Below are 24,906 nucleotides of genomic sequence, written 5' to 3' on the forward strand. Positions count from 1 at the left end.
CACTCAATAGCTCGAATTAGAGGTTCGAAAACAAAAATGCCGGTAGCTTTCTGACATTCAAGTGACCATCGCTCAGAGAAGAAAGTTCGCCACGCCTACTGCTGCCGACCTGAGTCAATCGAGCATGCACGGGTAACATGACAGATATAAAACGGCCAACCAGGCGCAACCCACGCCGCCGTTGCATTGGAGCCCAAGCTTTGAAAGCAATGTCGAACCACAGATTGCGCATCATCCTTGCCGACGACCACCCGATCTTCCTGATCGGCCTGCGTGCCGTGCTGGAGCAAAACGACAGTTTGATGATCGTCGGTGAAGCCCGATCCCCCTCCGCCCTCGTCCAATTGCTGCAGGACACGGAATGCGATGTGCTGGTGACGGATTTCATGATGCCCGAGGAGCAACAGAACGACGGCCTGCGCCTGATCGAACAACTGCGCCGACAGCATCCCGATCTCCCCATCGTGGTAGTGACCATGCTCAACCACGCCGGACTGTTCCGCTCAATCCTCGACCTCGGCGTGATGGGCTTGCTGAGCAAGGCCAGCCTGGCCGATGAGTTGCCGTCCGCCATCGCCCGAGCGCGACAGCACAAACGCTATGTCGCCCAGGCCATCAAGCGGGCCCTGAGCCTTGCCGGCGAAGTGGGCCCGGATCGGCTGGTGTCCAAGGACCAGTTGTCCCCTCGGGAGCTGGAAGTGATCCGCCTGCTGGCCGCCGGCCATGCCGTGGGGGAAATTGCCACCCGGCTCAACCGCAGCAAACAGACCGTCAGCGCCCAGAAAGTCAGCGCCATGCGCAAACTGGGTCTTTCCAGCGAAGCGGCGCTATACATCTACGTTCAGGAACATGGGCTGTCCTAGGCACACAAACCGGCCACCTGCTCGCCAGGCCCATTGCATCCGGCCCCTGGCGTCTCAGCCAGCCATTGGCGCACCTGGGCGGCGCTCATCGGAGGCGCGATAAAACAACCCTGCAGATGAACCGCCCCCAACGCCCTGGCCGCCGAACAGTCGGCTTCACTCTCGATACCCGTCACCACCACCGCCAGGGACATGCGCCGAGCCATGCTCGTCGCGCCGCCCACCAGTGCCCGCTTGCGTTCATCGGCCGCCATGCCTGCAACAAACACCGGAGGGATCTTCAGCTCGGTGAAAGGCAGCTCCAGCAGGCGCTGCAGACTGGTACCGCCGGTACCGAAATCGCCTATGGACAACTTGCAGCCGAGCATCCGCAGGCGCAACAGCGCCTCGACATGGGCGGTATCGGTTTGCAATTGGGTGGTGTCGACCAGCTCCAGGGTCAACATCCGCGCCGGGACTTCGAAGCGCCTCAGCAAGGCTTCCAACTGACGAGGGAACAGTGGCCGCTCAAGGATGCCGGTGGGAATGTTCACGGCAATCGGCAACCAGTAGCCCAGTACCAGCTTCACTCCCGCCACCAACTCAAGTGCCTGCTCCAGCATGTGCCAGGTGAAGAGTTCTTGCAGGCCGGCGTATTCGATCAAGGGAAGAAACTCGCCAGGCATCAGCAAGCCCCGCTCGGGATGCTGCCAGCGGGCCAGCGCCTCGACCCCCTGCAGCCCGCCCTGCTGGTGGATGACCGGCTGAAAGTGCGCCACACCACAGCCCAGCACCGCCGCCAGCCCCTCGTCCGTGGTCACAGCCTCGCGAACAAAGGGCTCAAGGCCCAGCAAGTCCCGGAGCAGCGTCTGATTCAGCTCGAGGCCATCGGCCCTGGCGTGCAGCTGATAGGCACAGAGCAAGTCGCCAATCACCGCGGCTGAAGCCGGTTTGGGCAGGCATGCGAGCACTTTCAGCCCCAACTCACGGGCCATGCCGGACGCGCCCTCGAGCACATCCGGCTCTGCGTCGCTGAGAATGATCAGGGCCTTGGCCTGTTGCTGCCGGGCCAGATCACGGATCAGCTCCAGGCCGTCGGCCTGCTCCAGGTACAGATCGCAGATGGCGATATCCACCGGCCCCTTGCTGTCCAGCGAACGCCGCGCGGATGCCACGTTCTCGGCAGCCAGCACGTTGAAAACGCCATTGGCGTTGAGCATCTGGTGCAAGGCCATCAACTGGAACGAGTTATCTTCGAGAATCAGCACGTTAAGCGTATGCATGGGGGGCAACCTCCGAGACGGCGCAAGTGAAACAGTCCACTACGAGCCGACACGGTAATCAGACATATCCCAGCCACACATAGGACAAGTCTTATTCGTCCAGAGCCGCCTGAATGTCGCTACGCAACATCCCCATAACGTCCCGCAACGCCGGCCATTGGCTGGCAAGCGCCTCTGCCTGTCGGCCCTTGACCACCCCTTCCAAGGCGATACAGGCCTTGGCCAGGGGCAAGGCGTCAATCAGGCAACACACCCCCTTGAGCCGGTGCAAGGTGCCGCCCAGGCCCCACCAATCCTGCGCCGCCAGGGCCGTCTCCAGCGCCTGCTGTTCCTCGTCAAGATTACGCAACAACTCCTGCAACATGCGCTGCAGCACCGGCTCATCGGCCTGAGTCATCCCACGCAAGGTCTGGATATTGAATGACGGTGCCGGCAGAAAACGCGCGAGGGACTGCGCCAGTTGATCCAGGGTCACCGGCTTGACCAGCAGCTGATCCATGCCGGCACGCTCGCAGCGTTCTCGCTCGTCTTCGAAGGCATTGGCGGTACAGCCGATCACCGGGCAGGGCCGACGCCCCTCTTGCGCCTCGATCCGGCGAATGGCCTCGGTCAGTGCATAGCCGCTCATCTGCGGCATGTTGCAATCGGTCATCAGCACATCAAAGGGCCCGGAGCGCCACTGCTGCAGCGCCTCCTGAGCATTGTCACAGGCCACGACCCGGTGCCCGAGGAACATCAACTGCTGGCTCAGGACCATACGATTGGCGCTCAAGTCGTCCACCACCAGCACCTCGATGCTGCGGCTCGGCGGGCGTTCGGCAGACGGTGACGCTTGAGGTTCAAGATCGTCGCTGACCCGTTCCAGATACAGTTCGAGGGTGACCACGGTTCCAGCACCCGGTTCGCTCGACAGGTGAATGCGCCCGCCCATCAACTCGATCAGTTGCCGACAGATGCTCAGGCCCAGCCCGGTACCGCCATACGTCGAGGAGGTCATGGCATCGGCCTGAACAAAAGGCGTGAAAATGTTCGCTTGCTGCTCGGCACTGATACCCGGGCCGGTGTCCGCAACACTGATGCGCAAGCACTCGATACCAGACTCGTCGGGCTGACGCTCGACCGTCACCCGCACTTCACCTTCAGCGGTGAACTTCAGGGCGTTGCTCAACAGGTTGTGCAGGACCTGGCGCAAGCGCAGCGGGTCGAAGAAATAACGGCCCTGGGCCTCTGCGTTGAACAGCAACTGTAAATGCACACCCTGATTACGTGCCGTCACCTCGAACAGCTGCCGAACACTCTCGAAAAACGGCTTGAGGGCGGTGACCTGTGGCACCAACTGCATGTGGCCCGCTTCGATCTTGGCCAAATCAAGGCTGTCCCCCATCAGGCTGATCAACTCCTGGGCGGACCGATAGGCCACCCGCAAGGCCTCGGAGAACGGCGCGCCCCGGACCCTGGCCTGCTCCTTTTCCAGCTCAAGCAAGCCGACGATGGCCGTCATGGGCGTGCGGATCTCATGACTCATGGTGGACAGAAATGCGCTTTTCGCGGCATTGGCCTGATCGGCCGCCTGACGCGCCTCCACCAGCTGATTCTCCAGACGCTTGCGCTCGGTAATATCGATCCAGCCGCCCAGCAAACCTTGCAGGAGCCCATCGGCGCTATAGAAGGGCACTGTCCATTGATAGGCATGAATCGAACCATTGCGCGTTTCCACCTGCCGATCGGCGAACACCGACGCCTCGCTGGCCAGCAACTGCATGATCTCGCCATGCAACTGGCGAGCGGTAGCCGGTGGCAACAGGTCCAACTCGGTCAGTTGTCGCCCGCGAATCAGCTCCAGGCTCGTCCCCAATTGCTGCTCGTAACTCTTGTTGCAGGTGATCAGGCGCCCTTCCAGATCACGGACAAAGATCGGATTGGGAATGCCATCGAGCAGAGCACGCATGAACACCAACTGATCATTGAGCCGCTGCTCGGCCTGCAGGCGCTGCTGAATCTGGCGCTTGAGCCGACTGCTCCAGGCCAGGGAAGCCAGCCCGAACAGCAGCGCCGTGGCAATGGCCCAGTAAACCCAGGTCGGCACACGCTGCCAGGCCGGCATCGGCACCGGCGTGGCTCCCAGCCACTTGAGGCGAATGGCACTGAGCTCCGCCACCGGCAGCGCCTCCAGCGACTTGTTCAGGATGCTCAGCAGTTCGGGCTGATCCTTGCGCACGGAAAACTCGTCAGCCGACCAGGTGCCTTCGACACTGCGCCCAACCCGCAACCCCTCATCGGCCGGCCCCAGCGCCTGCACCTGGACCTCATTCTGAATGGTTGCCCGGGCCTCGCCACTACTCACCAGAGCCCGCGCCTCTTCATAGCTGGCGACGCTGCGCAAGCGGATGTCGGGGTAGTTACGGCGAATGTAGCTCTCAAGGGTGTGCCGGGCCGGCAGCGCCAGTACCTCGCCAGCCAGCTGTTCCAGGCTGCTCAGGCGCCGATCCTCGGGGCGCACGACAAAAACCCAGGCGGCCCCACCAAAGGCATGGGAAAAGTTCAGGAACAGTCGCCGGTCTTCACTGGCCGTGAGGGTCGAGTTCATCTGCGCCTGCCCGCTTTCCAGCAGCTCCAGGGTCTGCGCCGTGGAAAGGCTCTCCTTGTGCACAAAATGCAGACCAGTCATGCGCGAGATACGGTTGAGCAAATCGATGTTCAGGCCAGCCCAGCGCCCTTCCTTGTCCTTGAACACATGAGGCGGATACTGCTGGGACGCGACCATCACATGCGGGTGCTGGAGAATCCAGGCCTGCTCCTCGGCGCTGAGCTCGATGCGCTCACCCGAGATATTCGCCCCCAGCCCGGTGGTCCAACGGGCCTGTATTTCCCGCTGCAGGGACTCGTCGATGCTCTGCAGCGCCTGCTCCAACAGGCCCGCCAGCAGCACGTTGTCATCCCGCGTGGCAAAGGCGAAGCCCGTCGGCGGCAGGCGACTTTCATCCTGGATCCGCACCGCCAGATAAGGGCGCAGGGCCTTGTAGGCGCGGACGATGATCTCATTGCCGATGAAGGCGTCGGCATCGCCCTGATTCAATGCCTCCAAGCCGCTGTAGAGGTTCGGCGAGAGCATGATCTGACTGTTCGGATACGCCGCATGAACCTGCTCGGCGTTGGCATAGCCATCCAGCAGCACCAGTTTCTTGCCGGCCAGATCATCGCTGGAACTCGCCCCGTCACGACGCACCACCACTACCGCCCTGTCAGGCATGTAGTCGCTGGTGAAGCGCAGCCCCGAAACACCGCGCTCATAGCCATTGGCACTGGTCAGAACATCGATACTGCCGTTGCGCAGCGCTTCAATCGCCTGCTCTCGCTCGGAAAACCCCAGGACCTCCATCGTGACACCCAACCGCTCGCCCACCAGCGCCAGGTAGTCGGCGCTGATTCCTTGATAGCGATTGCGGTCCCGGGTGATATCAATGGGCTGGTAGTCATCGATGGCGATGCCGACCCTCAGCGTTTTATGCGCCGCCAGCCACTGGCGCTCAGCAGGCGCCAGGGTCAGGGGCTCCAGTTCGACGAACGCCGGCACCAGCTTGAAGGGTAGATTCTTCGTCGCAGCCGCCAGCAACGCGCCACAGAACAGGCAGGCCAGCAGGCCCCCGACAAGCCGCCATGAGGCAAGTGACATGCAATAGGTTTGGCGGTTGCTCATCCGTGCCTCCCTGCCCCAACCGGGCCAAGCTCATGTAACAGCTGCAAGAAAAAACAAAGCCCGTCAGGAGACGGGCTTCGTGGACGACAAGACCATCGGATCAGAGCGGCTTGCCACGATTGCCGTGCTGGCTGACGAAAGCCTGCACCGCTTTCAGGTCGTTGGCCAGGACCGTGCAGCGTTCTTCACGCTGGAACAGGTCGGACAGGTGCGCCGGCAGCTCCAGGGCCTTGCCGACACCGGCCTTCTCCACGGCATCCGGGAACTTGACCGGGTGCGCGGTACCCAGGATCACCATCGGCGTGTCAAGGCTGCGACGGCATTCACGGGCGGCCTTGACGCCGATCGCGGTGTGCGGGTCCAGCACTTCGCCGGTCTGGGCGAAGACTTCGGCGATGGTTTCGCAGGTCTGCTCGTCGTTCACCGCCAGGGAATCGAACAGCTTGCGCGCTTCGGTCCAGCGATCCTGCTCGACACTGAAACCGCCGCCTTGCTTGAAGCTGTCCATCAGGCCAGCCAAGGCGGCGCCGTTGCGACCGTGCAGGTCGAACAGCAGGCGTTCGAAGTTCGACGACACCATGATGTCCATGGACGGCGACAGAGTCGCGTGCAGGGTTTCCTTGACGTACTGATTGCCGCTCATGAAGCGGTGCAGGATGTCGTTGCGGTTGGTGGCGACGATCAGCTGGCTGATCGGCAGGCCCATGTTGCGCGCCAGGTAGCCGGCGAAGATGTCGCCGAAGTTGCCGGTCGGCACCGAGAACGCGATGGAGCGCGCCGGGCCGCCCAACTGCAGGGCCGCGTGGAAGTAGTAGACGATCTGGGCCATGATCCGCGCCCAGTTGATCGAGTTCACCGCCACCAAGCGCGTGCCCTTGAGGAAGCCCTGGTCGGCGAAGCTGGCCTTGACCATTTCCTGGCAGTCGTCGAAGTTGCCTTCGATGGCGATGTTGTGGATGTTCTCGCCGAGGATGGTGGTCATCTGCCGGCGCTGCACTTCCGATACGCGGTTGTGCGGATGCAGGATGAAGATGTCGACGTTGTCGCAACGCTTGCAGCCTTCGATGGCCGCCGAACCGGTGTCACCGGAGGTGGCGCCAATGATCACCACGCGCTCGCCGCGTTTTTCCAGCACGTAGTCCAGCAGGCGACCCAGCAGTTGCAGGGCGAAGTCCTTGAACGCCAGGGTCGGGCCGTGGAACAGCTCCAGCACCCACTCGTTGCCGTTGAGCTGACGCAGCGGCGCAATGGCGTTGTGGGAGAAGGCGCCCTGCTCTGACGACGCATAGGTTTCTTCAAGGATTTTCTTGAAATCGGCGTCCGGAATGCTGCCGGTGACGAACGGGCGCATGACCCGGAACGCCAGCTCGTGATACGGCAGGCCGGCCCAGGAAGCGATTTCTTCCTGGGTGAAACGCGGCAGGTTCTCTGGCACGTAGAGACCGCCGTCGCTGGCCAGACCGGCCAGCAGCACATCTTCGAAATTCAGGGCCGGTGCCTGGCCACGAGTACTGATATAGCGCATAGGGACAAACCTTCGGTTTGAGCTGCAAGTTGCAAGCTACAAGCGACAAGTCAGAGCAGTTGCGCTTCTGGCTTGCCGCTTGGAACTTGAAGCTTGCCGCTGCTTCAATTGAGATGTTCGACGCGGATACGGACCACTGGGCCGACGACGCCCTGCAGGGCCTCCAGCGCAGTAATCGCATCGTTGATGTACTGCTCCAGAACGCGGTGGGTCAGCAGGATCATCGGCACCAGGCCGTCCTGCTCTTCCACTTCCTTCTGCATGATCGATTCGATGTTGATGCCGCGCTCGGAAAGAATGCTCGCCACCTGGGCCAGTACGCCCGGGTGATCCTTGGCCTGGATGCGCAGGTAGTAGGCGCTCTCGCAGGACTCGATCGGCAGGATCGGGTGGTCCGACAGCGAGTCGGGCTGGAAGGCCAGGTGCGGTACGCGGTTTTCCGGGTCGCTGGTCATGGCGCGAACCACGTCCACCAGGTCGGCCACGACCGAGGAAGCCGTCGGCTCCATGCCGGCGCCGGCACCGTAGAACAGGGTCGAACCGGCAGCGTCGCCATTGACCATGACCGCGTTCATCACGCCGTTGACGTTGGCGATCAGGCGATCGGCCGGGATCAGGGTCGGGTGCACCCGCAGCTCGATGCCGGCCTCGGTGCGGCGCGCCACGCCCAGGTGCTTGATGCGGTAGCCCAGGGCCTCGGCGTAGTTCACGTCGGCGGTGGTCAGCTGGGTGATGCCTTCGGTGTAGGCCTTGTCGAACTGCAGCGGGATACCAAAGGCGATGGAAGCCAGGATGGTCAGTTTGTGCGCGGCGTCGATGCCTTCGACGTCGAAGGTCGGGTCGGCTTCGGCGTAACCCAGGGCCTGGGCCTCGGCCAGCACGTCTTCAAAGGTGCGGCCCTTCTCGCGCATTTCCGAGAGGATGAAGTTACCGGTGCCGTTGATGATCCCCGCCAGCCAGTTGATGCGGTTGGCCGACAGCCCTTCGCGGATCGCCTTGATCACCGGGATGCCACCGGCCACGGCGGCTTCGAAGGCCACGATCACGCCCTTCTCCTGGGCCTTGGCGAAGATTTCGTTACCGTGCACGGCAATCAGCGCCTTGTTCGCGGTGACCACGTGCTTGCCGTTCTCGATGGCCTTGAGCACCAGCTCGCGGGCCACGGTGTAGCCGCCCACCAGCTCGATGACGATATCGATCTCGGGGTTGGTGGCCACGGCGAATACATCGTTGGTAATCGCAATACCGGTCGTTTGGAACTGCGGCTTTGGCGTACGGGTAGCAATTTGCGCTACTTCGATTCCACGCCCGGCACGGCGGGCAATCTCCTCGGCGTTGCGCTGAAGTACGTTTAGGGTACCGCCACCGACAGTACCCAGCCCACAGATGCCTACTTTGACCGGATTCACTCTGAACTCCCCATAAAACGGCCGACTCTAGGCCGGCCGTGGAATACAGCCGCAAACTGCGCGGCTCTCTATTAATGGCCCGCTGGCTTGCACCGGCGGACCATGATCGTCAAAGGCTAGCGTGACGATGCAGGATTATTTCGCACCCAGCGCCAGTTTGGCGATCTGCGGTGCCGGCTGGTAGCCCGGAATGACCTGGCCATCAGCAAGGACGATCGCCGGGGTGCCGTTGACACCAATCGACTGGCCCAGGGCGAATTGCTTGGAAACCGGGTTGGCGCACTTGGCGGCCTTGATTTCCTTGCCATCGACCATCTTGTCCATCGCGGCTTTCTTGTCCGCCGAGCACCAGACCGCCTGCAGCTGTTCGTCACCCGGCGAACCCAGGCCCTGGCGCGGGAACGCCACGTAGCGCACTTCAACGCCCAGCTTGTTCAGCTCGGGCACTTCGGCGTGCAGCTTGTGGCAGTAAGGGCAAGTGGTGTCGGTGAACACGGTGATGTGGGTCTTGGTCTCGCCAATGGCTGGATAGACCACAGTTTCCGCGACCGGAATGCCGTTGATCAACTTGGAAATGCCCAGGCGCTCGGTTTTTTCCGTCAGGTTGACCGGCTTGCCGTCCTTAAGCTGGAACAGGTAGCCCTGGACCACGAACTGGCCGTCGGCGCTGGCGTACAACACGCGGCTGCCCTTGAGCTTGACTTCGTACAGGCCGCTCATGGGGCTGGCGGTAATGCTTTCCACCGGCGTTTCGAGCTGCAGGGTCTCGAGGCTCTTGCGGATGGCTTTTTCGGCACTGTCATCGGCCATGGCGAAAGTGCTGAGCAACGCCAGGGAGGCGGCGGCAAAAATCTGGGTCAAACGCATGGGAACTCCTGAAGGCGGGCAAATGGGCAATTCGCAACGATCGCCATGGCAACCGCTGGCAAACAGCCGTTTTGCAAACCGGCAAAGCCTATCACATCTGTTTGCCGGCACCGACTACGGGCGACGCAAAGCGCGGCCCGGAAGGCAAATCAACCCCGCGGATGGTGCTTGGCGTGCAGATCCTGCAAGCGGGCACGGGCCACATGGGTGTAGATCTGGGTGGTGGACAGGTCACTGTGGCCCAGCAGCATCTGCACCACCCGCAGGTCAGCACCGTGATTGAGCAAGTGGGTGGCAAAGGCATGGCGCAGGGTGTGGGGCGACAGCGCCTTGCCGATCCCGGCCACCTTGGCCTGGTGCTTGATCCGGTGCCAGAAGGTTTGCCGGGTCATCTGCTCGCCGCGCTGGCTGGGAAACAGCACATCGCTGGGCCGCCCGCCCAGCAACTCGGCCCGCGCATCGCGCATGTAGCGCTCGACCCAGACAATCGCCTCTTCGCCCATGGGCACCAGGCGCTCCTTGCTGCCCTTGCCCATGACCCGCAACACACCCTGGCGCAGATTGACCTGTTCCAGGGTCAGGCTGATCAGCTCGGTGACCCGCAAGCCGCAGGCATACAGCACTTCGAGCATGGCGCGGTCACGCTGGCCAATGGCCTCGCTCAAATCCGGCGCCGCCAGCAGTGCCTCGACGTCGGCTTCCGACAGCGACTTGGGCAGCGGACGCCCCAGTTGCGGCATGTCGATGCGCAAGGTGGGGTCGACCTCGATCAGTTTTTCCCGCAGCAGGTAGCGATAGAAACCACGCACTCCCGAGAGGAAGCGCGCCGTCGAACGGGGCTTGTAGGCTTGCTCCACGCGCCAGGCCAAGTGATCGAGGATCAACTCGCGCCCGGCTCGCGGCAATTCCAGCCCCTGCTCCTGCAACCAGCCGTTGAACAACGCCAGGTCACTGCGATAAGCGTCGCGCGTGTTGTCGGACAGGCCTTTTTCCAGCCACAGGGCGTCGAGGAAACGGTCGATCAGTGGATGGTCGATGGCAGGCATAAAGACTCGAAAGGCGCAGCCCAGGGGGCACGGGGTAAAAAAATAGTGAACGACGCAGAGGGTCGCTAGTCTTTCATAGCCAGCCATTTCAAGGAACAGGGTGCATTGATGAGCGAACAACAGATTCTGCTGGCCTTCGGTGGCATCGGCGTGGCGGCGCTAGGCTGCCAGTGGCTGGCCTGGAGACTGAAACTGCCGGCCATTCTATTCCTGTTGCTCAGCGGCATTCTGGCCGGGCCCGTGCTCGGCTGGCTCGACCCGCAGGAGATGTTCGGCCCGCTGCTGATGCCCCTGGTGTCGCTGGCGGTGGCGCTGATCCTGTTCGAAGGCAGCCTGACCCTGCATCTTTCCGAGTGGCGCGAGATCGGCAGCGTGGTCCATCGCCTGGTGACCCTCGGTGCCCTCTCCACCTGGGCGGTGATCACCCTGGCCACCCACTGGCTGCTGGGCTTCGACTGGATGCTGGCCCTGCTGTTCGGCACCCTGACCCTGGTCACCGGGCCGACGGTGATCGTGCCCATGCTGCGGGTGGTGCGCCCCAAGGCTTCGATCGCCAACATCCTGCGCTGGGAAGGCATCGTCATCGACCCGATCGGCGCCTTGCTGGCGGTGGTGGTCTACAGCTTCATCATCGCCAGCGCCTCCGGCGAAGGCCTGAGCCATAGCCTGCTGACCTTCGCTGGAGTGATTCTCTGCGGCAGCCTGTTCGGCATCGCCGGCGGCTGGGTATTGGGCAGCATCATGCGTCGCCAGTGGTTGCCGGAATACCTGCACAACCTGGCGACCCTGGCCGCGGTGCTGGGGATCTTCATTGCCTCCAACCAGGTGATGCACGAATCCGGCCTGCTGGCGGTGACCCTGATGGGCATGTGGATGGCCAACATGAAAGGCGTGGACGTGCGGCACATCCTGCACTTCAAGGAAAACCTCAGCGTGCTGCTGATTTCCGGGCTGTTCATCCTGCTGGCGGCGCGCCTGGACCTCAAGGCACTGATCGCCCTGGGCCCGCTGGTGCTGATCCTGCTGCTGGTGATCCAGTTCATCGCCCGGCCGCTGAATGTGCTGCTGTCCACCGCCGGGTCGAACCTCAACTGGCGTGAACGCGCGTTGCTGGCGTGGATTGCCCCACGGGGGATTGTGGCGGCGGCAGTGTCGGCGATCTTCGCCATCCGCCTGGATGAAGCCGGTCATGAGGGGGCGTTGCTGCTGGTGCCGCTGACCTTTGCCGTGATCATCGGCACCGTGGTTTTACAAAGCGCCACGGCACGCCCCCTGGCACGCTTGCTGAAAGTCGCAGAGCCGGCCCCCAGCGGTTTTCTGATCGTCGGCGCCAACGGCCCGGCGCGCACCCTTGGCAAGGCCTTGCAACTACTGGGCAGCCGCGTGCTGCTGACCGACTCCAGCTGGGAGAACATCCGCGCAGCGCGCATGGAGGGCCTACCGACCTATTTTGGCAACCCGGCCTCGCAGCACGCCGACGCGCACCTGGACCTGGTGGGGTTGGGGCATCTGCTGGCGCTCTCACCTTCAGGCGAGCTCAACACCCTGGCGGCCATGCGCTTTCGACACGACTTCGGCCATCAGCGCCTGTTCGCACTGGCCAACAGCCAGGAAAGCCGACGCACCGACAAGCACCGGGCCAGCCACGAACACCGCGGCCAGTTGCTGGGCAGTGAAGCCCTGACCTACACCAAGCTGGCCAGCCTGCTGGGCCAGGGCGCAGAGCTGTACAGCACACACCTGACCGAGGCTTTCGGCTGGGACGATTACCAGGCCCTGCATGGCGAACGCGCAACCCTGCTGTTCGCCCGCGACAGCAACGGCTGGGTGCATGTCGTCACCCCAGAAAGCAGCCTCAAGCCGGCGGCAGGCTGGACGCTGCTGGCCCTGATCCAGCCCGAGTCCCTGTAACGCCCCCTTGCAAGAGCCGGCTCCTACGCCGCAAACCCTGGAAGCACGGGCACCGGGCGCTTGTCATCGTCGATGGCGACAAAGCTGAACAAGCCGTGGATGGCCTTTTCCCGACCATCGCAGCTCATGCTTTCGACAAACACCTCGACTTCGACCTTGAGGCTGGTGGTGCCCACCTTCACCACTCGCCCCACCAGTTCGACGATCGACCCGGCGGCAATCGGATGGTTGAAATCAATGCGGTCGGTGGACACCGTCACCAGCGGCAGCCGGCAGAAACGGGTCGCGGCGATAAACGACACTTCGTCCATCCAGGCCAGGGCGGTGCCGCCGAACAGGGTGTTGTGATGGTTGGTGGTGGACGGGAATACCGCCTTGGTCACGCGGGTCACCGAGAGTTCGGTACGACGCTGGATTTCTTGCTCACGAAGGGTCATCGGACTACTGCCTGAATGGATAGATCCGCGCACGGGCACGCTGCGGGCATGGAACGCCGATGAGCGCTGCAAGACAGCGACCAAAGGCTTGATGGGAACAAACGGGGGCGCCTGCCTGTGGATAAAACCAGGCCAGGATTGCCGGGAGGGTGTAACGCACCCTGGGCGTCCGTGCAGGCTGCACGGCTCGGGCGGTCACACTTTATTGGGCCGGCGAGTATATCGCCGCCCGGCAGGGGCCGAAAGAACCCGGCAGGAGCCAGAGGCCACGAACGGCGATAAAAAATGCGATCATCCGCGCACTGAAAAAGGAGACCCGCAGCCATGGATGCCCTGCCCACATCTACGCTCGTCGCGCACCTGAAAAAACGCCTGAGCGCCGACCGAGTGGATCATCCGAACTTCATCGGCCCACCGCTCGACATCAGCCCGCTGACACCCGCTCAACTGGGCAGCCTGTGGCCGGCCATCCGCCGGGCCCTGCGCGACCACGCCAACCCGGCGGCGCAGCAACTGGCGACCGCGATCGTGCAGCAGGCCACACAACTGGAGCTGAGCCCGGCCCTCGATCAAACCACCCTGCTGGAAGCGCTGCGCAGCTGCGTGAACTGGCAGGAAGCGCTGGAGCAACTGGCCTGTTTCAGCGGTACGCCGAACGCCGCCCTGGCCGAAGAACTGCGCAAGATCCTCGCGGAACCCCGTACACAGTGGGCGGTGTATTACCACCAGGCGTACGTGCTGGCGCAATGGGTGGATGAAGAAGCCCGTGCGGCGCTGCGGCGTTGTGTGGAACAGCACTACGTCGATGCACCCTACGTCCGCCAGGAGTTCGACCTGCTTGGGCAACTGGAGCCCCGCTCACGGCAGGCCCTGGCCGGCAGCGAGTACTGGACCGGCCATCATCACCTGAGTGCCGACCCAGCCAGGGTGCTGATGGATGACGCGGCGTACGTCGAATTCTCACAGCAGATCCTCAGCACCGCAGCCCAGCGCCTGGACGCTATCCACAACGGCGCCACGCCCTATGTGGCCGATGGTGCCTTTACCACCGATGACACCCCGGTGATCGCCCGCGCCGCCCGGGTCGCCCTGCTGCGCGATGCCGCCTGGCTGCCGCCGCTGATGGACATTTTGCTGCCCAAGGCCTGCGTCGCCCCAACCCAGGCCAAGACCGCGCCGTCGCAGTCACTGGCCATTGCCCTCGGTCACTGCATCGAGCAGGTGCCAACCCCGGAAAGCGTGCAGGCCCTGCGCAGCGCCCTGAGCCTGGTGCGGCATGCCAGCGTCCAGAAAAAACTCACGCGCAACCTCAAGCCTGCGGAACGCGGCTTGGCCCAGCGCCCCGAAATAGCCCTGCGCCTGGCCCCCACCAGCACCTCGGGCAAGGCCCAGCACGGGCTTCTGGCCAGTTGTCTGGAATCCGGACTGTGGCAAGCCTTTGAGCTGTCTTTGCGCGACTGGCGAGCGCAACTGGCGGACTCTGCCGTGGGCTCGCCCTTTGCCCGCTCACTGGTTTGGGTTGCCCATTGCGAGCCTGACCAACGCCGCAGCTTCCTGCTGGACGCGGATGCACAAGCGCTAGACCCCTCGGGCCAGCCGCTGAACCTGGAGGCCGGGTGCAGGATTTCGCTGTGGCACCCGCTATCAGCCAGCGCGGCTGAGCGTCACGCCTGGCAAACCCTGATCAGCGAACGCCGGATCAAACAACCGCTGCGCCAGGTGTTTCGCGAGTACTACCTGCCCTCTCAGCAAGAGTTGGGAAGCCACAGCTGCCAGGCATTCGCCGGCTACAGCCTGTCCATCCGCCCACTGGTCGGCCTGGCCCGCCGCGAAGGCTGGAAGATCGACAGGGACAGCGGCCTGAGCCGGAACCTGGGTGATATCCGAGTGAACTTTGCGGTGGACGCAGCACTCTATCCGGGGCTGCAGGGACACTGCCTGTCCGGCAACGCAAGTTTCGCTCGGCGCACCGACAAACACTGGCAGCCGATGCTGCTGCAGGATGTGCCGCCGCAGGTGTTTTCAGAAGCCTGCCGGGCCATCGACTTGCTGGTCAGCGTCAGCAGTTTCGCCATCGAGGAACTGGCACAGAGCGCCACCGGCCAGCCCCTGCCGCAAATGCCGGCAGCCAGGCGCGAGCAACGCCTGGATCTGCTGGCCGGGCACAACCTCACCCAGATGACGCTGATGCGCCAGCAGGTACTGAGCACGGCTTTCGCCACGCTTATCGAGGAGGGCGTGTTGTCGATGGAGGGGCGCCATGTCCGCGTCGACGACCATGCGGTGCATCTGGTCACCGGGCGCGTGACGCGTGACGGCGAGCCCGTGGAGATGGCCCTGGCGGCACAAACTGGCAAGTTGACCGCCCTGCCCTGGCTGCCTTATGACGAGGTCCTGCTGGAACGGATCGCCAACACCGTCTGTGTCCTGCTGAACCGCTCCGGGGATTAAATGACAGGCAACAAAAAAGCAGCCCGTAGGCTGCTTTTTTCTGCATCGGAAGCTGGACTTAAGCCAGTTTTTCCTTGATGCGAGCTGCTTTACCCGACAGGTCGCGCAGGTAGTACAGCTTGGCTTTACGCACGTCGCCGCGACGCTTGACAGCCATGCTGTCGATCTGCGGGCTGTAGGTCTGGAAAGTACGCTCTACGCCAACACCGTTGGAGATTTTACGTACGGTGAACGCGCTGTTCACACCGCGGTTGCGCTTGGCGATAACTACGCCTTCGAACGCCTGCAGACGGGAACGATCGCCTTCCTTCACTTTCACCTGAACGACAATGGTGTCGCCCGGGGCAAAGGCTGGGATCTCTTTGGTCATCTGCTCTGCTTCGAGTGCAAGGATGATTTTGTTGGTCATGCTGTGCTCCTAAGGTAAATCGTCGGATCTACCATCGATACGTTGTTAACTATCGTCCCGCTCGCGGAGATATTCCTCGAGCAGCTTCTTCTCTTCTCCAGAAAGCGAGCGGCTTTCCAGAAGATCGGCGCGTCGTTCATAGGTCCGACCAAGGGACTGCTGTAAACGCCAACGCCGGATGTGTGCGTGATTGCCACTTAGCAATACGTCGGGAACACGCTGATCCGCATACACCTCCGGTCGGGTGTAGTGCGGGCAATCCAGCAGACCGTCCGTGAAGGAATCTTCCTCCGCGGAATCCACATGCCCTAAAGCTCCGGGCAGCAGTCGCGTAACCGCATCAATCAGGACCATCGCCGGCAGCTCGCCACCGGAGAGTACATAGTCGCCAATCGACCACTCTTCATCGACATGAGCTTCAATAAACCGCTCGTCAATGCCTTCATAACGACCAGCAATCAGGATCAATGCATCCTCATTCGCCAACTCGCGCACCGCCGACTGATTCAGTTGGCGGCCTTGGGGCGACAGGTAGATCACCTTCGCACCCTCCCCGGCTGCGTTTCTGGCCTGAACCAGTGCATCCTCCAGGGGCTTGATCTTCATCACCATGCCAGGGCCACCGCCAAACGGGCGATCGTCCACAGTGTGATGTCGATCCGTGGTGTAGTCTCGCGGGTTCCAACAGGTCAGCTGCAACAGCCCCTGTTTCACCGCGCGGCTGGTTATGCCGTACTCGCTGATGGCGGAAAACATCTCGGGAAACAGACTGATCACTTCTACGCGCAAGTTAGCCACGCTTAGAAATCCGCGTCCCATTCCACCTTCATCTCGCCCGCGGCCAGGTCGACGGCCAACACGCATTGCTCGGTATAGGGCAACAGGCGTTCGCGATCATCCAGGCTGCCAGCGCAAGGCTTGACCACCATTACATCGTTCGAGCCAGTCTCCAGCAGGTGATCGATCTTCCCAAGCAGTTGCCCGAGGCCGTCGATAACCTTGAGACCTTGTAGCTGGTACCAGTAGTACTCGCCGTCGGTCAGTTCAGGGAACAGGCTGCGCGGCACGCAGATCTCGTAACCGGCCAGAAGACGAGCTTCTTCGCGATCATCAAGACCCTTGAGCTTTGCGACCAGGAACTTGTCGTTCCCGCGTCCGCTGACCAGCTCAACCTGTTTCACGCTACCTTCGCGCTTGAGCGTCCAGGTTTTGTAGTCCAACAGGTTTTTAATCGGATCAGTAAAGGAAAAGACCTTCACTTCGCCGCGAACGCCATGAACAGAGTAGATTTTGCCGATAACGATCAAATCATCAGCAGGAGCTGGCGTCGCGTTCATAGGGTTCAGGCTGCAGCCTTAGCCGATTCCTTCAGCAACTGAGCAACGCGCTCAGAAGGCTGTGCACCCACGCTCAGCCAGTAGGCTACGCGCTCTTGGTTCACGGACAGGCGGACTTCTTGACCACGAGCGATCGGGTTGAAGAAGCCAACTTGTTCTTTGTGCGAACCGTCACGTGGGTTACGGCTGTCGGTCACGGTCAAGTGGTAAAACGGGCGCTTTTTGGAGCCGCCAAGGGCAAGACGGATTGTTAGCATGTGAACATCGTTCCTGTAGTCGGTGCTGCAAATCTAAATGCACAGCGGGCATGGGTGCCCGAAAGGCCGCATATTCTAAGGAATATCCGGACTTTTGCAAATGACTTTTTCCGGCGCCTATCGGCTGCCACTCAGATTTGCTATGGAGCCGTCGCAAGCGACAGCGAGTGAGCGCGCCCCAAACGAGGGTTTGCCCAGGATTCCACGTCCCCGTGGAAAAAAGCGCCGGCATGACTGCCGGCGCGGATTCTTCAGATCTTCGGCATGCCGCCGCCGGGCAACATACCGCCCATGCCGCGCATCATCTTGGCCATCCCGCCCTTGGCGGAGAATTTCTTCATCATCTTCTGCATCTGCTTGTGCTGCTTGATCAAGCGACCGATGTCCTGCACCTGGGTGCCGGAACCCATGGCGATCCGGCGCTTGCGCGAACCGCTGATCAGCTCAGGGTCGCGGCGCTCGGCCGGGGTCATGGAGTTGATGATGGCTTCCATCTGCTTGAACTGCTTTTCTGCCGCGCCCTGGGCGTTGCCCATCTGCGCCAGGTTGACCCCGCCGATGTTCGGCAGTTTGTCCATGAGCCCGCCGAGGCCGCCCATGTTCTTCATTTGTTGCAGCTGATCGCGGAAGTCCTCGAGGTCGAAGCCCTTGCCCTTCTTCAGCTTTTTAGCAAGCTTGTCGGCCTTGTCCTTGTCGAGGGTTGCTTCAGCCTGTTCGATCAGGCTGAGCACGTCGCCCATGCCGAGGATCCGCGAAGCGATACGCTCAGGGTGGAACGGCTCCAGAGCCTCAGTCTTCTCGCCCATACCGATGAACTTGATCGGCTTGCCAGTGATCGCGCGCACCGACAGCGCGGCACCGCCACGGGCGTCACCGTCGACCTTGGTCAGGATCACCCCGGTCAGCGGCAGCGCATCACCAAAGGCCTTAGCGGTGTTGGCGGCGTCCTGGCCGGTCATGGCGTCGACCACGAACAGGGTTTCCACCGGCTTGATGGCCGCGTGCAGCGCCTGGATCTCGTCCATCATCTCGCTGTCGACGTGCAGACGACCGGCGGTGTCGACGATCACCACGTCAATGAACTTGAGCTTCGCTTCCTTAATAGCCGCTTCGGCGATGGCCACCGGCTTCTGGCTCAAGTCAGACGGGAAGAAGGTCACGCCGATGTCGTTGGCCAGGGTTTCCAGCTGCTTGATCGCCGCCGGACGGTAGACGTCCGCGGAAACCACCATCACGCTCTTTTTCTTGCGCTCTTTAAGGAAGCGCGCGAGCTTGCCGGCGGTGGTGGTTTTACCCGCGCCCTGCAGACCGGCCATCAGCACCACGGCCGGCGGCACGGCGCTGAGGTTCAAGTCTTCGTTGGCCGCGCCCATCAGGCTTTCCAGCTCGGCCTGGACGATCTTCACAAAAGCCTGGCCCGGAGTCAGGCTGCGGGACACTTCAGTGCCGACCGCACGCTCCTTCACCGAGTTGACGAAGTCCTTGACCACCGGCAACGCAACGTCGGCTTCGAGCAGCGCCATGCGCACTTCGCGCAGGGTGTCTTTGATGTTGTCCTCGGTCAGCTTCGCCTTGCCGGTGACATGGCGCAGCGTCTGCGAGAGACGGTCGGTTAGGTTTTCAAACATGCTCGATCCTTTCAGGCCCAAGGTAGACCGGGGGTAATGGCGGCCCAGAGCGTAATAAACAGGTGCTCGATGAGCCTGCGGCGTGGGCAGGTCGCGGATTATAGCGAAGACTGTGCGTGGCGGACACCTCGCCGTCTGCTTGGGTGGACTTTCAGGGCTCTGGGTTCTATGCCAAACTCAGCGACTTTCGGGCTTGCCTAACAGGATTTATGCTCCCCTTGTCACCCAGTTTGCTACCCACCCTCGCCGCCGCCGTCCTTTATGCCGCTGCGACCTTCTATCAGGGCTCCCGCCTGGCCACAGGCGCCAAGGCGAACAAGCGCCTGCTGGTTACGCTGGGCATCTTTGCCTTGCTGGCGCATACCGCGAGCCTGCTGACCCACCTGCTGACCCCGGTCGGCCTGGGCCTGGACTTCTTCAGTGCCGCGAGCCTGATCGCCGCCGCCGTCATTGCCCTGACGCTGCTGGCCTGCTCGCGCATCCCCGTGGAAAACCTACTGGTGCTGCTGTTCCCGCTTGGCGCCCTGACTGCGCTGCTGGCGCAGTTCGTGCCAACCGGCACAGTGCCGGTGATCGACGAGGAGCCCGGAATTCTCGCCCACATCCTGCTGTCGATCCTGGCCTACGGCATGTTCACCATTGCCGTGTTCCAGGCCCTGCTCCTGCTGGTGCAGGATCATCAGTTGAAGAACAAGCACCCGTCCGGGCTGATCAGGAACTTCCCGCCACTGCAAACCATGGAAAGCCTGCTGTTCGGTTTTCTCTGGGCCGGCTGGACCCTGCTGTCGCTGTCGCTGATCTCCGGCTGGCTGTTCGTCGAGAACCTGTTCGCCCAGCACCTGGTGCACAAAACCCTGCTGGCCTGTCTGGCCTGGGTGGTGTTCAGCGTGCTGCTGTGGGGCCGCAACCGCCTGGGCTGGCGCGGGCACAAGGCGATTCGCTGGACCCTGGCAGGCTTCTGCCTGCTGATGCTGGCCTACTTCGGCAGCAAGCTGGTTCGCGAATACATCCTGCATATCTGACGACCGGCCATGACCGACTCCCTGCCCACCGGGCCCATGCTCGCAGTAATCGCCCTGCTCATCGTCTGGTCAGGGCTGTTCACGGCCATCGATGCCGCCCAGCAGTACCTGCTGACCCAGCGCGGCAGCTCACAGAACGGCAACAAGCACCAGGCACGCCTGGCCTTCCCCAAGGAAAGCCTGATTCTGTGCAACACCCTGTGCCGGGTCCTGGCAGTGATCATCAGCACCTTGCTCGCCCTGTTCTACTGGGCGGAAAACGGCCCCTGGCTGGCCTGCCTGATCAGCACCTGCGGCCTGCTGGTGCTGGCCGAGTACCTGCCCCGGACCCTGGCTGTGCGCTACCCGGAAGGCACCCTGAGTGTTGGCAACAGCCTGCTCGTCATTCCCATGAAGATCGTCTATCCGCTGGCCTGGATACTCGACAGCATCAGCCAGCTGCTGCTACGCCCGTTCGCCCGCAAGGCCGGCGCGGTCAAGCACAGTGACGACGACCCGGCGCTGCTTGACGACGAACCCTCGCCTCAGGAACCACACGCGCTGTCGGGTATCCACGCCCTGGATAACATCACCGTCAACGACATCCTGGTGCCCCGCAGCGAAGTCGACGGCATCAACCTGGATGACCCGATCGAGGAAATCATCGCTCAGCTGCGCCTGAACAAGCGCACCCGGCTACCGGTGTTCCACAGCGATATCAATCAGGTCGAAGCGGTGCTCAACACCCGACAGATCCGCCACCTGCTGCCGGACGCCAGCCTGACCCAGGAAGCCCTGCTGGCAGCCTGCCACGAACCCTATTTCGTTCCGGAAAGCACCCCGCTGCAGCTGCAGCTGCTCAATTTCCACAAGCAGCAGCGACGCCTGGGCATGGTGGTAGACGAATACGGCGAAGTGCTGGGCATCGTCACCCTGGAAGACATCCTCGAAGAAATCGTCGGCGAGTTCGAAAGCGAGCACAGCCTGGACAACCCGCATATCCACCCGCAAGCCGATGGTCGTTATGTGGTGGAAGGCGCAGCCTCGATTCGCGAACTGAACAAGAGCCTGGGCTGGCACCTGCCCAGCGACGGCCCCAAGACCCTCAACGGCCTGGTCACCGAAGCCCTGGAAACCATTCCCGACAGCGCCGTGTGCCTGAAGATCGGCCGCTACCGCCTGGAAATCCTCGAAACCGAGGAAAACCGCGTCAGCCGCGTGCTGCTCTGGCACACCAGCAGCGTCCCCACCCGCGTCTGACCCGCTGCGGCCGCTGCCAACATCTCGCCCCTGCAGCCAAATGGAACCCAGCCGCCCTTCTCCCCACCCCGCCAGCGGCCAAGGCCCCTTGTTGAATCGTTAGCCGCCTTTCTATAATCGAGCCGCTTACCCAAGCCCCCGCAGCCCCGCGTGCTACCCGCACTCCGCGAGTTCCTGCCGATCACCAGCCCATCTGTTCGACGCCACTCCCATCCCGAGTGACGACCGCGCCAAACCCACATCCCTGGGTGCTCGACCCTAATAATTCGCTCCACAGGAGCACAGACTGTCAGGGATACCCGCATGACGACCAGCACCACCTACAGCGCCTCCGCGCCTGCCCAACCGAGCAATTCCGCCTCTCGGGTGGCCACCGCCAGTTTTATCGGCACCGCCATCGAGTTCTACGATTTCTACGTTTACGCCACCGCCGCCGCCCTGGTGATCGGACCGGTGTTCTTCCCCCAGACCTCCGGCACCGCCCAGATGCTCTCGGCGTTCCTGACCTTCGGCATCGCCTTCCTCGCCCGCCCTCTGGGCTCGGCGCTGTTCGGCCATTTCGGCGACCGGATCGGGCGCAAATCGACCCTGGTCGCTTCGCTGCTGCTGATGGGGGTCTGCACCACCCTGATCGGCGTGCTGCCGGGCTACGCCAGCATCGGCGCCTGGGCACCGATCCTGCTCTGCGTGCTGCGCTTCGGCCAGGGCCTGGGGCTAGGGGGCGAATGGGGCGGAGCCGCTCTGCTGGCCACGGAAAACGCCCCGGCAGGCAAGCGCGCCTGGTTCGGCATGTTCCCGCAATTGGGCCCTTCCATCGGCTTTCTCGCCGCCAACGGCCTGTTCCTGGCCCTGGCCATGGGCCTGGATGACGAACAGTTCCGCTCCTGGGGCTGGCGCATTCCCTTCCTGCTCAGTGCCGCGCTGGTGATGGTGGGCCTGTATGTGCGCCTGAAACTGCACGAAACCCCGGTTTTCGCCAACGCCGTGGCACGCCAGGAACGGGTGAAGCTGCCGCTGGTGGAGCTCTTCAGCCAATACTGGATGCCGGTATTGCTGGGCGCCGCCTCGATGGTGGTGTGCTACGCCCTGTTCTACATCTCCACGGTGTTTTCCCTGAGCTACGGCGTCGCCACCCTGGGCTACAGCCGCGAGACCTTCCTTGGCCTGCTGTGCTTCGCGGTGCTGTTCATGGCCGCGGCCACGCCACTGTCGGCCTGGGCCAGCGACCGTTTCGGGCGCAAGCCGGTGCTGATCGTCGGGGGCGTACTGGCGATTCTGTCCGGCTTCAGCATGGAACCGCTGCTGACCCAGGGCTCCACCGCCGGTGTGGCGCTGTTCCTGTGCATCGAGCTGTTCCTGATGGGGGTGACCTTCGCCCCGATGGGCGCGCTGCTGCCGGAACTGTTTCCGACCCACGTGCGTTATACCGGGGCGTCGGCGGCCTATAACCTGGGGGGAATTGTCGGTGCTTCGGCGGCGCCCTTCTTTGCCCAGAAGCTGGTGGCGATGGGCGGGTTGAGCTGGGTTGGGGGCTATGTTTCAGGGGCGGCGATCTTGAGCCTGATCGCGGTGCTGTGCCTGAAGGAAACGCGAAACAACGATCTGAATCGGGTCGCTTGAGCGACCGCTTCGCGGGCAAGCTCGCTCCTACAGGTTCAATCCGGACCTTGTAGGAGCGAGCTTGCCCGCGATGCTTCTCAGAGTTCGACGACGACCGCTTGCGCGGCACGGGTCGCCTTGGCCCGGGCAGCCTCGATCGACTCATCACGTGCCAGGGCCACGCCCATGCGCCGCTGGCCGTTGACTTCCGGTTTGCCAAACAGACGCAGCGCGGTGTCCGGCTCGCTCAGGGCGGCGCCGAGGTTGGCGAAGGCGGTCTGGGTGGACGTGCCTTCCACCAGGATCACCGCCGAGGCCGAAGGCCCGAACTGGCGGATCAGCGGAATCGGCAGGCCGAGAATCGCTCGCGCATGCAGGGCAAACTGCGACAAGTCCTGGGAAATCAGGGTCACCAGGCCGGTGTCATGGGGGCGCGGCGACACTTCGCTGAACCACACCTGATCGCCCTTGATGAACAGTTCCACGCCGAACAGGCCGCGGCCGCCCAGGGCTTCGGTCACGGCCTTGGCCACGCGCTCGGATTCGGCCAGGGCTTTCGGGCTCATGGCCTGCGGCTGCCAGGATTCCTGGTAGTCGCCCTTTTCCTGACGATGGCCAACCGGCGCGCAGAAGGTGGTGCCGCCCACGTGACGCACGGTCAACAGGGTGATCTCGTAGTCGAAGTCGATAAAGCCCTCGATGATCACCCGGCCCTTGCCGGCACGCCCTCCTTCCTGGGCGTAATCCCAGGCTTTCTGCACGTCGTCGACGCTGCGCAGCAGGCTCTGGCCCTTGCCCGAGGAGCTCATCACCGGCTTGACCACGCAAGGGAAGCCCAGGTCCTGCACGGCCTTGGAATAGTCTTCGAAGGTGTCGGCAAAATGGTACGGCGAGGTCGGCAGGTCCAGCTCTTCGGCGGCCAGGCGCCGGATGCCTTCGCGGTTCATGGTCAGCGAAGTGGCGCGGGCAGTCGGGATCACGGTGAAGCCTTCGGCTTCCAGTTCCACCAGGGTCGCGGTGGCGATGGCTTCGATTTCCGGAACGATGAAGTGCGGTTTCTCGGCTTCGATCACTGCGCGCAGGGCCGCGCCGTCGAGCATGTTGATCACATGGCTGCGATGGGCCACCTGCATCGCCGGCGCATTGGCGTAGCGGTCCACGGCAATCACCTCGACACCCAGGCGTTGCAGCTCGATCACCACTTCCTTGCCCAACTCACCACAGCCACAAAGCAAGACGCGGGTCGCGGTTGGCGACAATGGAGTTCCGATACGAGTCATCTGAAGGTCCTCAAAGGAGCGGATCATCGAGGGCCGAGCGCCAGGCGGGCGACCCATGGGGGAGAAAGCGCGGCATTTTACATGAAGCGCAGGGTTTGGCTCAGCCGGCGCATGCCGCTTTGCGCAAACGCCAGGCCATGGCCAGCCAGACCACGGTGACTCCGGCAAACTTCGAACCCAGCGCCGTGAGCACCACGCCGGGGGTCAGCGCATCGATCATGCCGTAGAAGATGAAGGTATCCAGGGGAATGCTCAGCGCCGAGCTGATCCACAGGCGATCGTGCAACGGCCGCTTGGTGATGCTGAACACCAGCCAGTCGATGCATTCCGAGACCGCGAACGCCGTGGCACTGGCCAGGGCAATGGTCGGATCGGAGGTCACATAGGACAACACCAGGGCCGCCAGCATGGCGACAATCGCGCCGTGGCCGAAACGGGTCTGCACCATGTCCCGCAGGACGAAAACCAGCCCGCCCCAGGCCGACCAGACAATATCCAGGTGCGGAGCGACAGAAAAGGCGTAGTTGATCAGCACGACACTGCTGATATAGGCAATCAGGAAAGGCATGGGGGTGAAGGGCACCTGTCAGGAAGGAGCACAGGTTACTGCAGGCCGGGGATTGGGCCAAGAAAGCCTTTCGCCGGCAAGCGGCCCCGACACATCGCC

Annotated in this window: 20 protein-coding genes; 6 read left to right on the forward strand and 14 right to left on the reverse strand. The window is 62.8% G+C overall.

The window, feature by feature from the left end:
- The first annotated feature begins 209 nt into the window (after positions 1-209).
- Positions 210-863: a response regulator transcription factor gene (locus LXM55_RS06920; RefSeq protein ID WP_233319710.1), complete on the forward strand. Its 654-nt coding sequence runs from the start codon at positions 210-212 to the stop codon at positions 861-863.
- Here the strand turns inward: LXM55_RS06920 and LXM55_RS06925 are convergent.
- The 6 genes from LXM55_RS06925 to xerD all read right to left on the reverse strand — a co-directional run bounded on the left by LXM55_RS06925 (position 860) and on the right by xerD (position 10,669).
- Positions 860-2,125 (reverse strand): EAL domain-containing response regulator, encoded by a 1,266-nt coding sequence (locus LXM55_RS06925; protein WP_233319711.1) that lies wholly within the window; start codon positions 2,123-2,125, stop codon positions 860-862. The two genes, LXM55_RS06920 and LXM55_RS06925, sit on opposite strands and share 4 nt — an antisense overlap.
- Before the next feature lie 91 nt (positions 2,126-2,216).
- Entirely contained in the window at positions 2,217-5,822 is a 3,606-nt protein-coding gene (locus LXM55_RS06930; protein ID WP_233319712.1) for an ATP-binding protein, read from the reverse strand.
- Positions 5,823-5,922: 100 nt separating this feature from the next.
- A complete protein-coding gene (thrC, locus tag LXM55_RS06935) occupies positions 5,923-7,347 on the reverse strand; it encodes a threonine synthase (protein WP_233319713.1) in 1,425 nt (474 codons plus the stop codon).
- 104 nt (positions 7,348-7,451) lie between these two features.
- A complete protein-coding gene (locus LXM55_RS06940; protein WP_233319714.1) occupies positions 7,452-8,756 on the reverse strand; it encodes a homoserine dehydrogenase in 1,305 nt (434 codons plus the stop codon).
- 135 nt (positions 8,757-8,891) lie between these two features.
- A complete protein-coding gene (locus LXM55_RS06945; RefSeq protein ID WP_233319715.1) occupies positions 8,892-9,623 on the reverse strand; it encodes a thioredoxin fold domain-containing protein in 732 nt (243 codons plus the stop codon).
- A 149-nt stretch (positions 9,624-9,772) separates the two neighbouring features.
- Positions 9,773-10,669, reverse strand: a complete 897-nt coding sequence (gene xerD, locus LXM55_RS06950; RefSeq protein WP_233319716.1) for a site-specific tyrosine recombinase XerD — start codon at positions 10,667-10,669, stop codon at positions 9,773-9,775.
- Positions 10,670-10,777: 108 nt separating this feature from the next.
- On the opposite strand from xerD, the gene LXM55_RS06955 reads away from it, so the two are divergent.
- Complete coding sequence (locus LXM55_RS06955) at positions 10,778-12,580, forward strand: cation:proton antiporter (RefSeq protein ID WP_233319717.1); 1,803 nt, start codon at positions 10,778-10,780, stop codon at positions 12,578-12,580.
- 23 nt (positions 12,581-12,603) lie between these two features.
- On the opposite strand, the gene LXM55_RS06960 is transcribed toward LXM55_RS06955, so the two are convergent.
- The gene (locus LXM55_RS06960) at positions 12,604-13,017 is read right to left on the reverse strand and encodes an acyl-CoA thioesterase (RefSeq protein WP_233319718.1); all 414 of its coding nucleotides are present in this window, start codon (positions 13,015-13,017) and stop codon (positions 12,604-12,606) included.
- A 324-nt stretch (positions 13,018-13,341) separates the two neighbouring features.
- Here LXM55_RS06960 and LXM55_RS06965 point away from each other — a divergent pair, with 324 nt between their 5' ends.
- The gene (locus tag LXM55_RS06965) at positions 13,342-15,468 is read left to right on the forward strand and encodes a DUF4132 domain-containing protein (protein ID WP_233319719.1); all 2,127 of its coding nucleotides are present in this window, start codon (positions 13,342-13,344) and stop codon (positions 15,466-15,468) included.
- Positions 15,469-15,526: 58 nt separating this feature from the next.
- On the opposite strand, the gene rplS is transcribed toward LXM55_RS06965, so the two are convergent.
- The 5 genes from rplS to ffh all read right to left on the reverse strand — a co-directional run bounded on the left by rplS (position 15,527) and on the right by ffh (position 19,099).
- Positions 15,527-15,877: a 50S ribosomal protein L19 gene (rplS, locus tag LXM55_RS06970; RefSeq protein ID WP_009047143.1), complete on the reverse strand. Its 351-nt coding sequence runs from the start codon at positions 15,875-15,877 to the stop codon at positions 15,527-15,529.
- 45 nt (positions 15,878-15,922) lie between these two features.
- Positions 15,923-16,696 carry a tRNA (guanosine(37)-N1)-methyltransferase TrmD gene (trmD, locus tag LXM55_RS06975; protein ID WP_016967526.1) on the reverse strand — a complete coding sequence of 258 codons (774 nt, stop codon included), beginning with the start codon at positions 16,694-16,696 and terminating at the stop codon, positions 15,923-15,925.
- Positions 16,678-17,214 carry a ribosome maturation factor RimM gene (rimM, locus tag LXM55_RS06980; RefSeq protein WP_011059444.1) on the reverse strand — a complete coding sequence of 179 codons (537 nt, stop codon included), beginning with the start codon at positions 17,212-17,214 and terminating at the stop codon, positions 16,678-16,680. Before rimM ends, trmD begins: the two co-directional genes overlap by 19 nt.
- A 5-nt stretch (positions 17,215-17,219) precedes the next feature.
- On the reverse strand, positions 17,220-17,471 hold the full coding sequence (rpsP, locus tag LXM55_RS06985; RefSeq protein ID WP_007927680.1) for a 30S ribosomal protein S16: 252 nt from the start codon (positions 17,469-17,471) through the stop codon (positions 17,220-17,222).
- 251 nt (positions 17,472-17,722) lie between these two features.
- Positions 17,723-19,099, reverse strand: a complete 1,377-nt coding sequence (ffh, locus tag LXM55_RS06990; RefSeq protein WP_233319720.1) for a signal recognition particle protein — start codon at positions 19,097-19,099, stop codon at positions 17,723-17,725.
- A gap of 209 nt (positions 19,100-19,308) precedes the next feature.
- On the opposite strand from ffh, the gene LXM55_RS06995 reads away from it, so the two are divergent.
- The 3 genes from LXM55_RS06995 (at position 19,309) to LXM55_RS07005 (ending at position 22,980) form a co-directional block, all read left to right on the forward strand.
- Positions 19,309-20,121: a cytochrome C assembly family protein gene (locus tag LXM55_RS06995; RefSeq protein WP_442799742.1), complete on the forward strand. Its 813-nt coding sequence runs from the start codon at positions 19,309-19,311 to the stop codon at positions 20,119-20,121.
- Between the two features lie 9 nt (positions 20,122-20,130).
- Positions 20,131-21,360, forward strand: a complete 1,230-nt coding sequence (locus tag LXM55_RS07000) for an HlyC/CorC family transporter (protein WP_233319722.1) — start codon at positions 20,131-20,133, stop codon at positions 21,358-21,360.
- A gap of 303 nt (positions 21,361-21,663) precedes the next feature.
- A complete protein-coding gene (locus LXM55_RS07005) occupies positions 21,664-22,980 on the forward strand; it encodes an MFS transporter (protein ID WP_233319723.1) in 1,317 nt (438 codons plus the stop codon).
- Positions 22,981-23,057: 77 nt separating this feature from the next.
- On the opposite strand, the gene purT is transcribed toward LXM55_RS07005, so the two are convergent.
- The gene (gene purT, locus LXM55_RS07010) at positions 23,058-24,239 is read right to left on the reverse strand and encodes a formate-dependent phosphoribosylglycinamide formyltransferase (RefSeq protein ID WP_015634276.1); all 1,182 of its coding nucleotides are present in this window, start codon (positions 24,237-24,239) and stop codon (positions 23,058-23,060) included.
- Positions 24,240-24,339: 100 nt separating this feature from the next.
- Entirely contained in the window at positions 24,340-24,807 is a 468-nt protein-coding gene (locus LXM55_RS07015; RefSeq protein WP_233319724.1) for a VUT family protein, read from the reverse strand.
- Positions 24,808-24,906: the final 99 nt, after the last annotated feature.

This window comes from Pseudomonas sp. Au-Pse12, from assembly GCF_021341665.1.
In the GTDB taxonomy this organism is placed as follows: Bacteria; Pseudomonadota; Gammaproteobacteria; order Pseudomonadales; family Pseudomonadaceae; genus Aquipseudomonas.

Coding starts and splice junctions, on each gene's coding strand:
- LXM55_RS06920 (WP_233319710.1), top strand. CDS start 210: ATGTCGAACCACAGATTGCGCATCATCCTTGCCGACGACCACCCGATC.
- ffh (WP_233319720.1), bottom strand. CDS start 19,099: ATGTTTGAAAACCTAACCGACCGTCTCTCGCAGACGCTGCGCCATGTC.
- thrC (WP_233319713.1), bottom strand. CDS start 7,347: ATGCGCTATATCAGTACTCGTGGCCAGGCACCGGCCCTGAATTTCGAA.
- LXM55_RS06960 (WP_233319718.1), bottom strand. CDS start 13,017: ATGACCCTTCGTGAGCAAGAAATCCAGCGTCGTACCGAACTCTCGGTG.
- LXM55_RS06925 (WP_233319711.1), bottom strand. CDS start 2,125: ATGCATACGCTTAACGTGCTGATTCTCGAAGATAACTCGTTCCAGTTG.
- LXM55_RS06930 (WP_233319712.1), bottom strand. CDS start 5,822: ATGAGCAACCGCCAAACCTATTGCATGTCACTTGCCTCATGGCGGCTT.
- LXM55_RS06945 (WP_233319715.1), bottom strand. CDS start 9,623: ATGCGTTTGACCCAGATTTTTGCCGCCGCCTCCCTGGCGTTGCTCAGC.
- LXM55_RS07000 (WP_233319722.1), top strand. CDS start 20,131: ATGACCGACTCCCTGCCCACCGGGCCCATGCTCGCAGTAATCGCCCTG.
- rplS (WP_009047143.1), bottom strand. CDS start 15,877: ATGACCAACAAAATCATCCTTGCACTCGAAGCAGAGCAGATGACCAAA.
- purT (WP_015634276.1), bottom strand. CDS start 24,239: ATGACTCGTATCGGAACTCCATTGTCGCCAACCGCGACCCGCGTCTTG.
- LXM55_RS07015 (WP_233319724.1), bottom strand. CDS start 24,807: ATGCCTTTCCTGATTGCCTATATCAGCAGTGTCGTGCTGATCAACTAC.
- LXM55_RS06995 (WP_442799742.1), top strand. CDS start 19,309: ATGCTCCCCTTGTCACCCAGTTTGCTACCCACCCTCGCCGCCGCCGTC.
- rimM (WP_011059444.1), bottom strand. CDS start 17,214: ATGAACGCGACGCCAGCTCCTGCTGATGATTTGATCGTTATCGGCAAA.
- LXM55_RS06955 (WP_233319717.1), top strand. CDS start 10,778: ATGAGCGAACAACAGATTCTGCTGGCCTTCGGTGGCATCGGCGTGGCG.
- LXM55_RS07005 (WP_233319723.1), top strand. CDS start 21,664: ATGACGACCAGCACCACCTACAGCGCCTCCGCGCCTGCCCAACCGAGC.
- trmD (WP_016967526.1), bottom strand. CDS start 16,696: ATGGGACGCGGATTTCTAAGCGTGGCTAACTTGCGCGTAGAAGTGATC.
- xerD (WP_233319716.1), bottom strand. CDS start 10,669: ATGCCTGCCATCGACCATCCACTGATCGACCGTTTCCTCGACGCCCTG.
- LXM55_RS06965 (WP_233319719.1), top strand. CDS start 13,342: ATGGATGCCCTGCCCACATCTACGCTCGTCGCGCACCTGAAAAAACGC.
- rpsP (WP_007927680.1), bottom strand. CDS start 17,471: ATGCTAACAATCCGTCTTGCCCTTGGCGGCTCCAAAAAGCGCCCGTTT.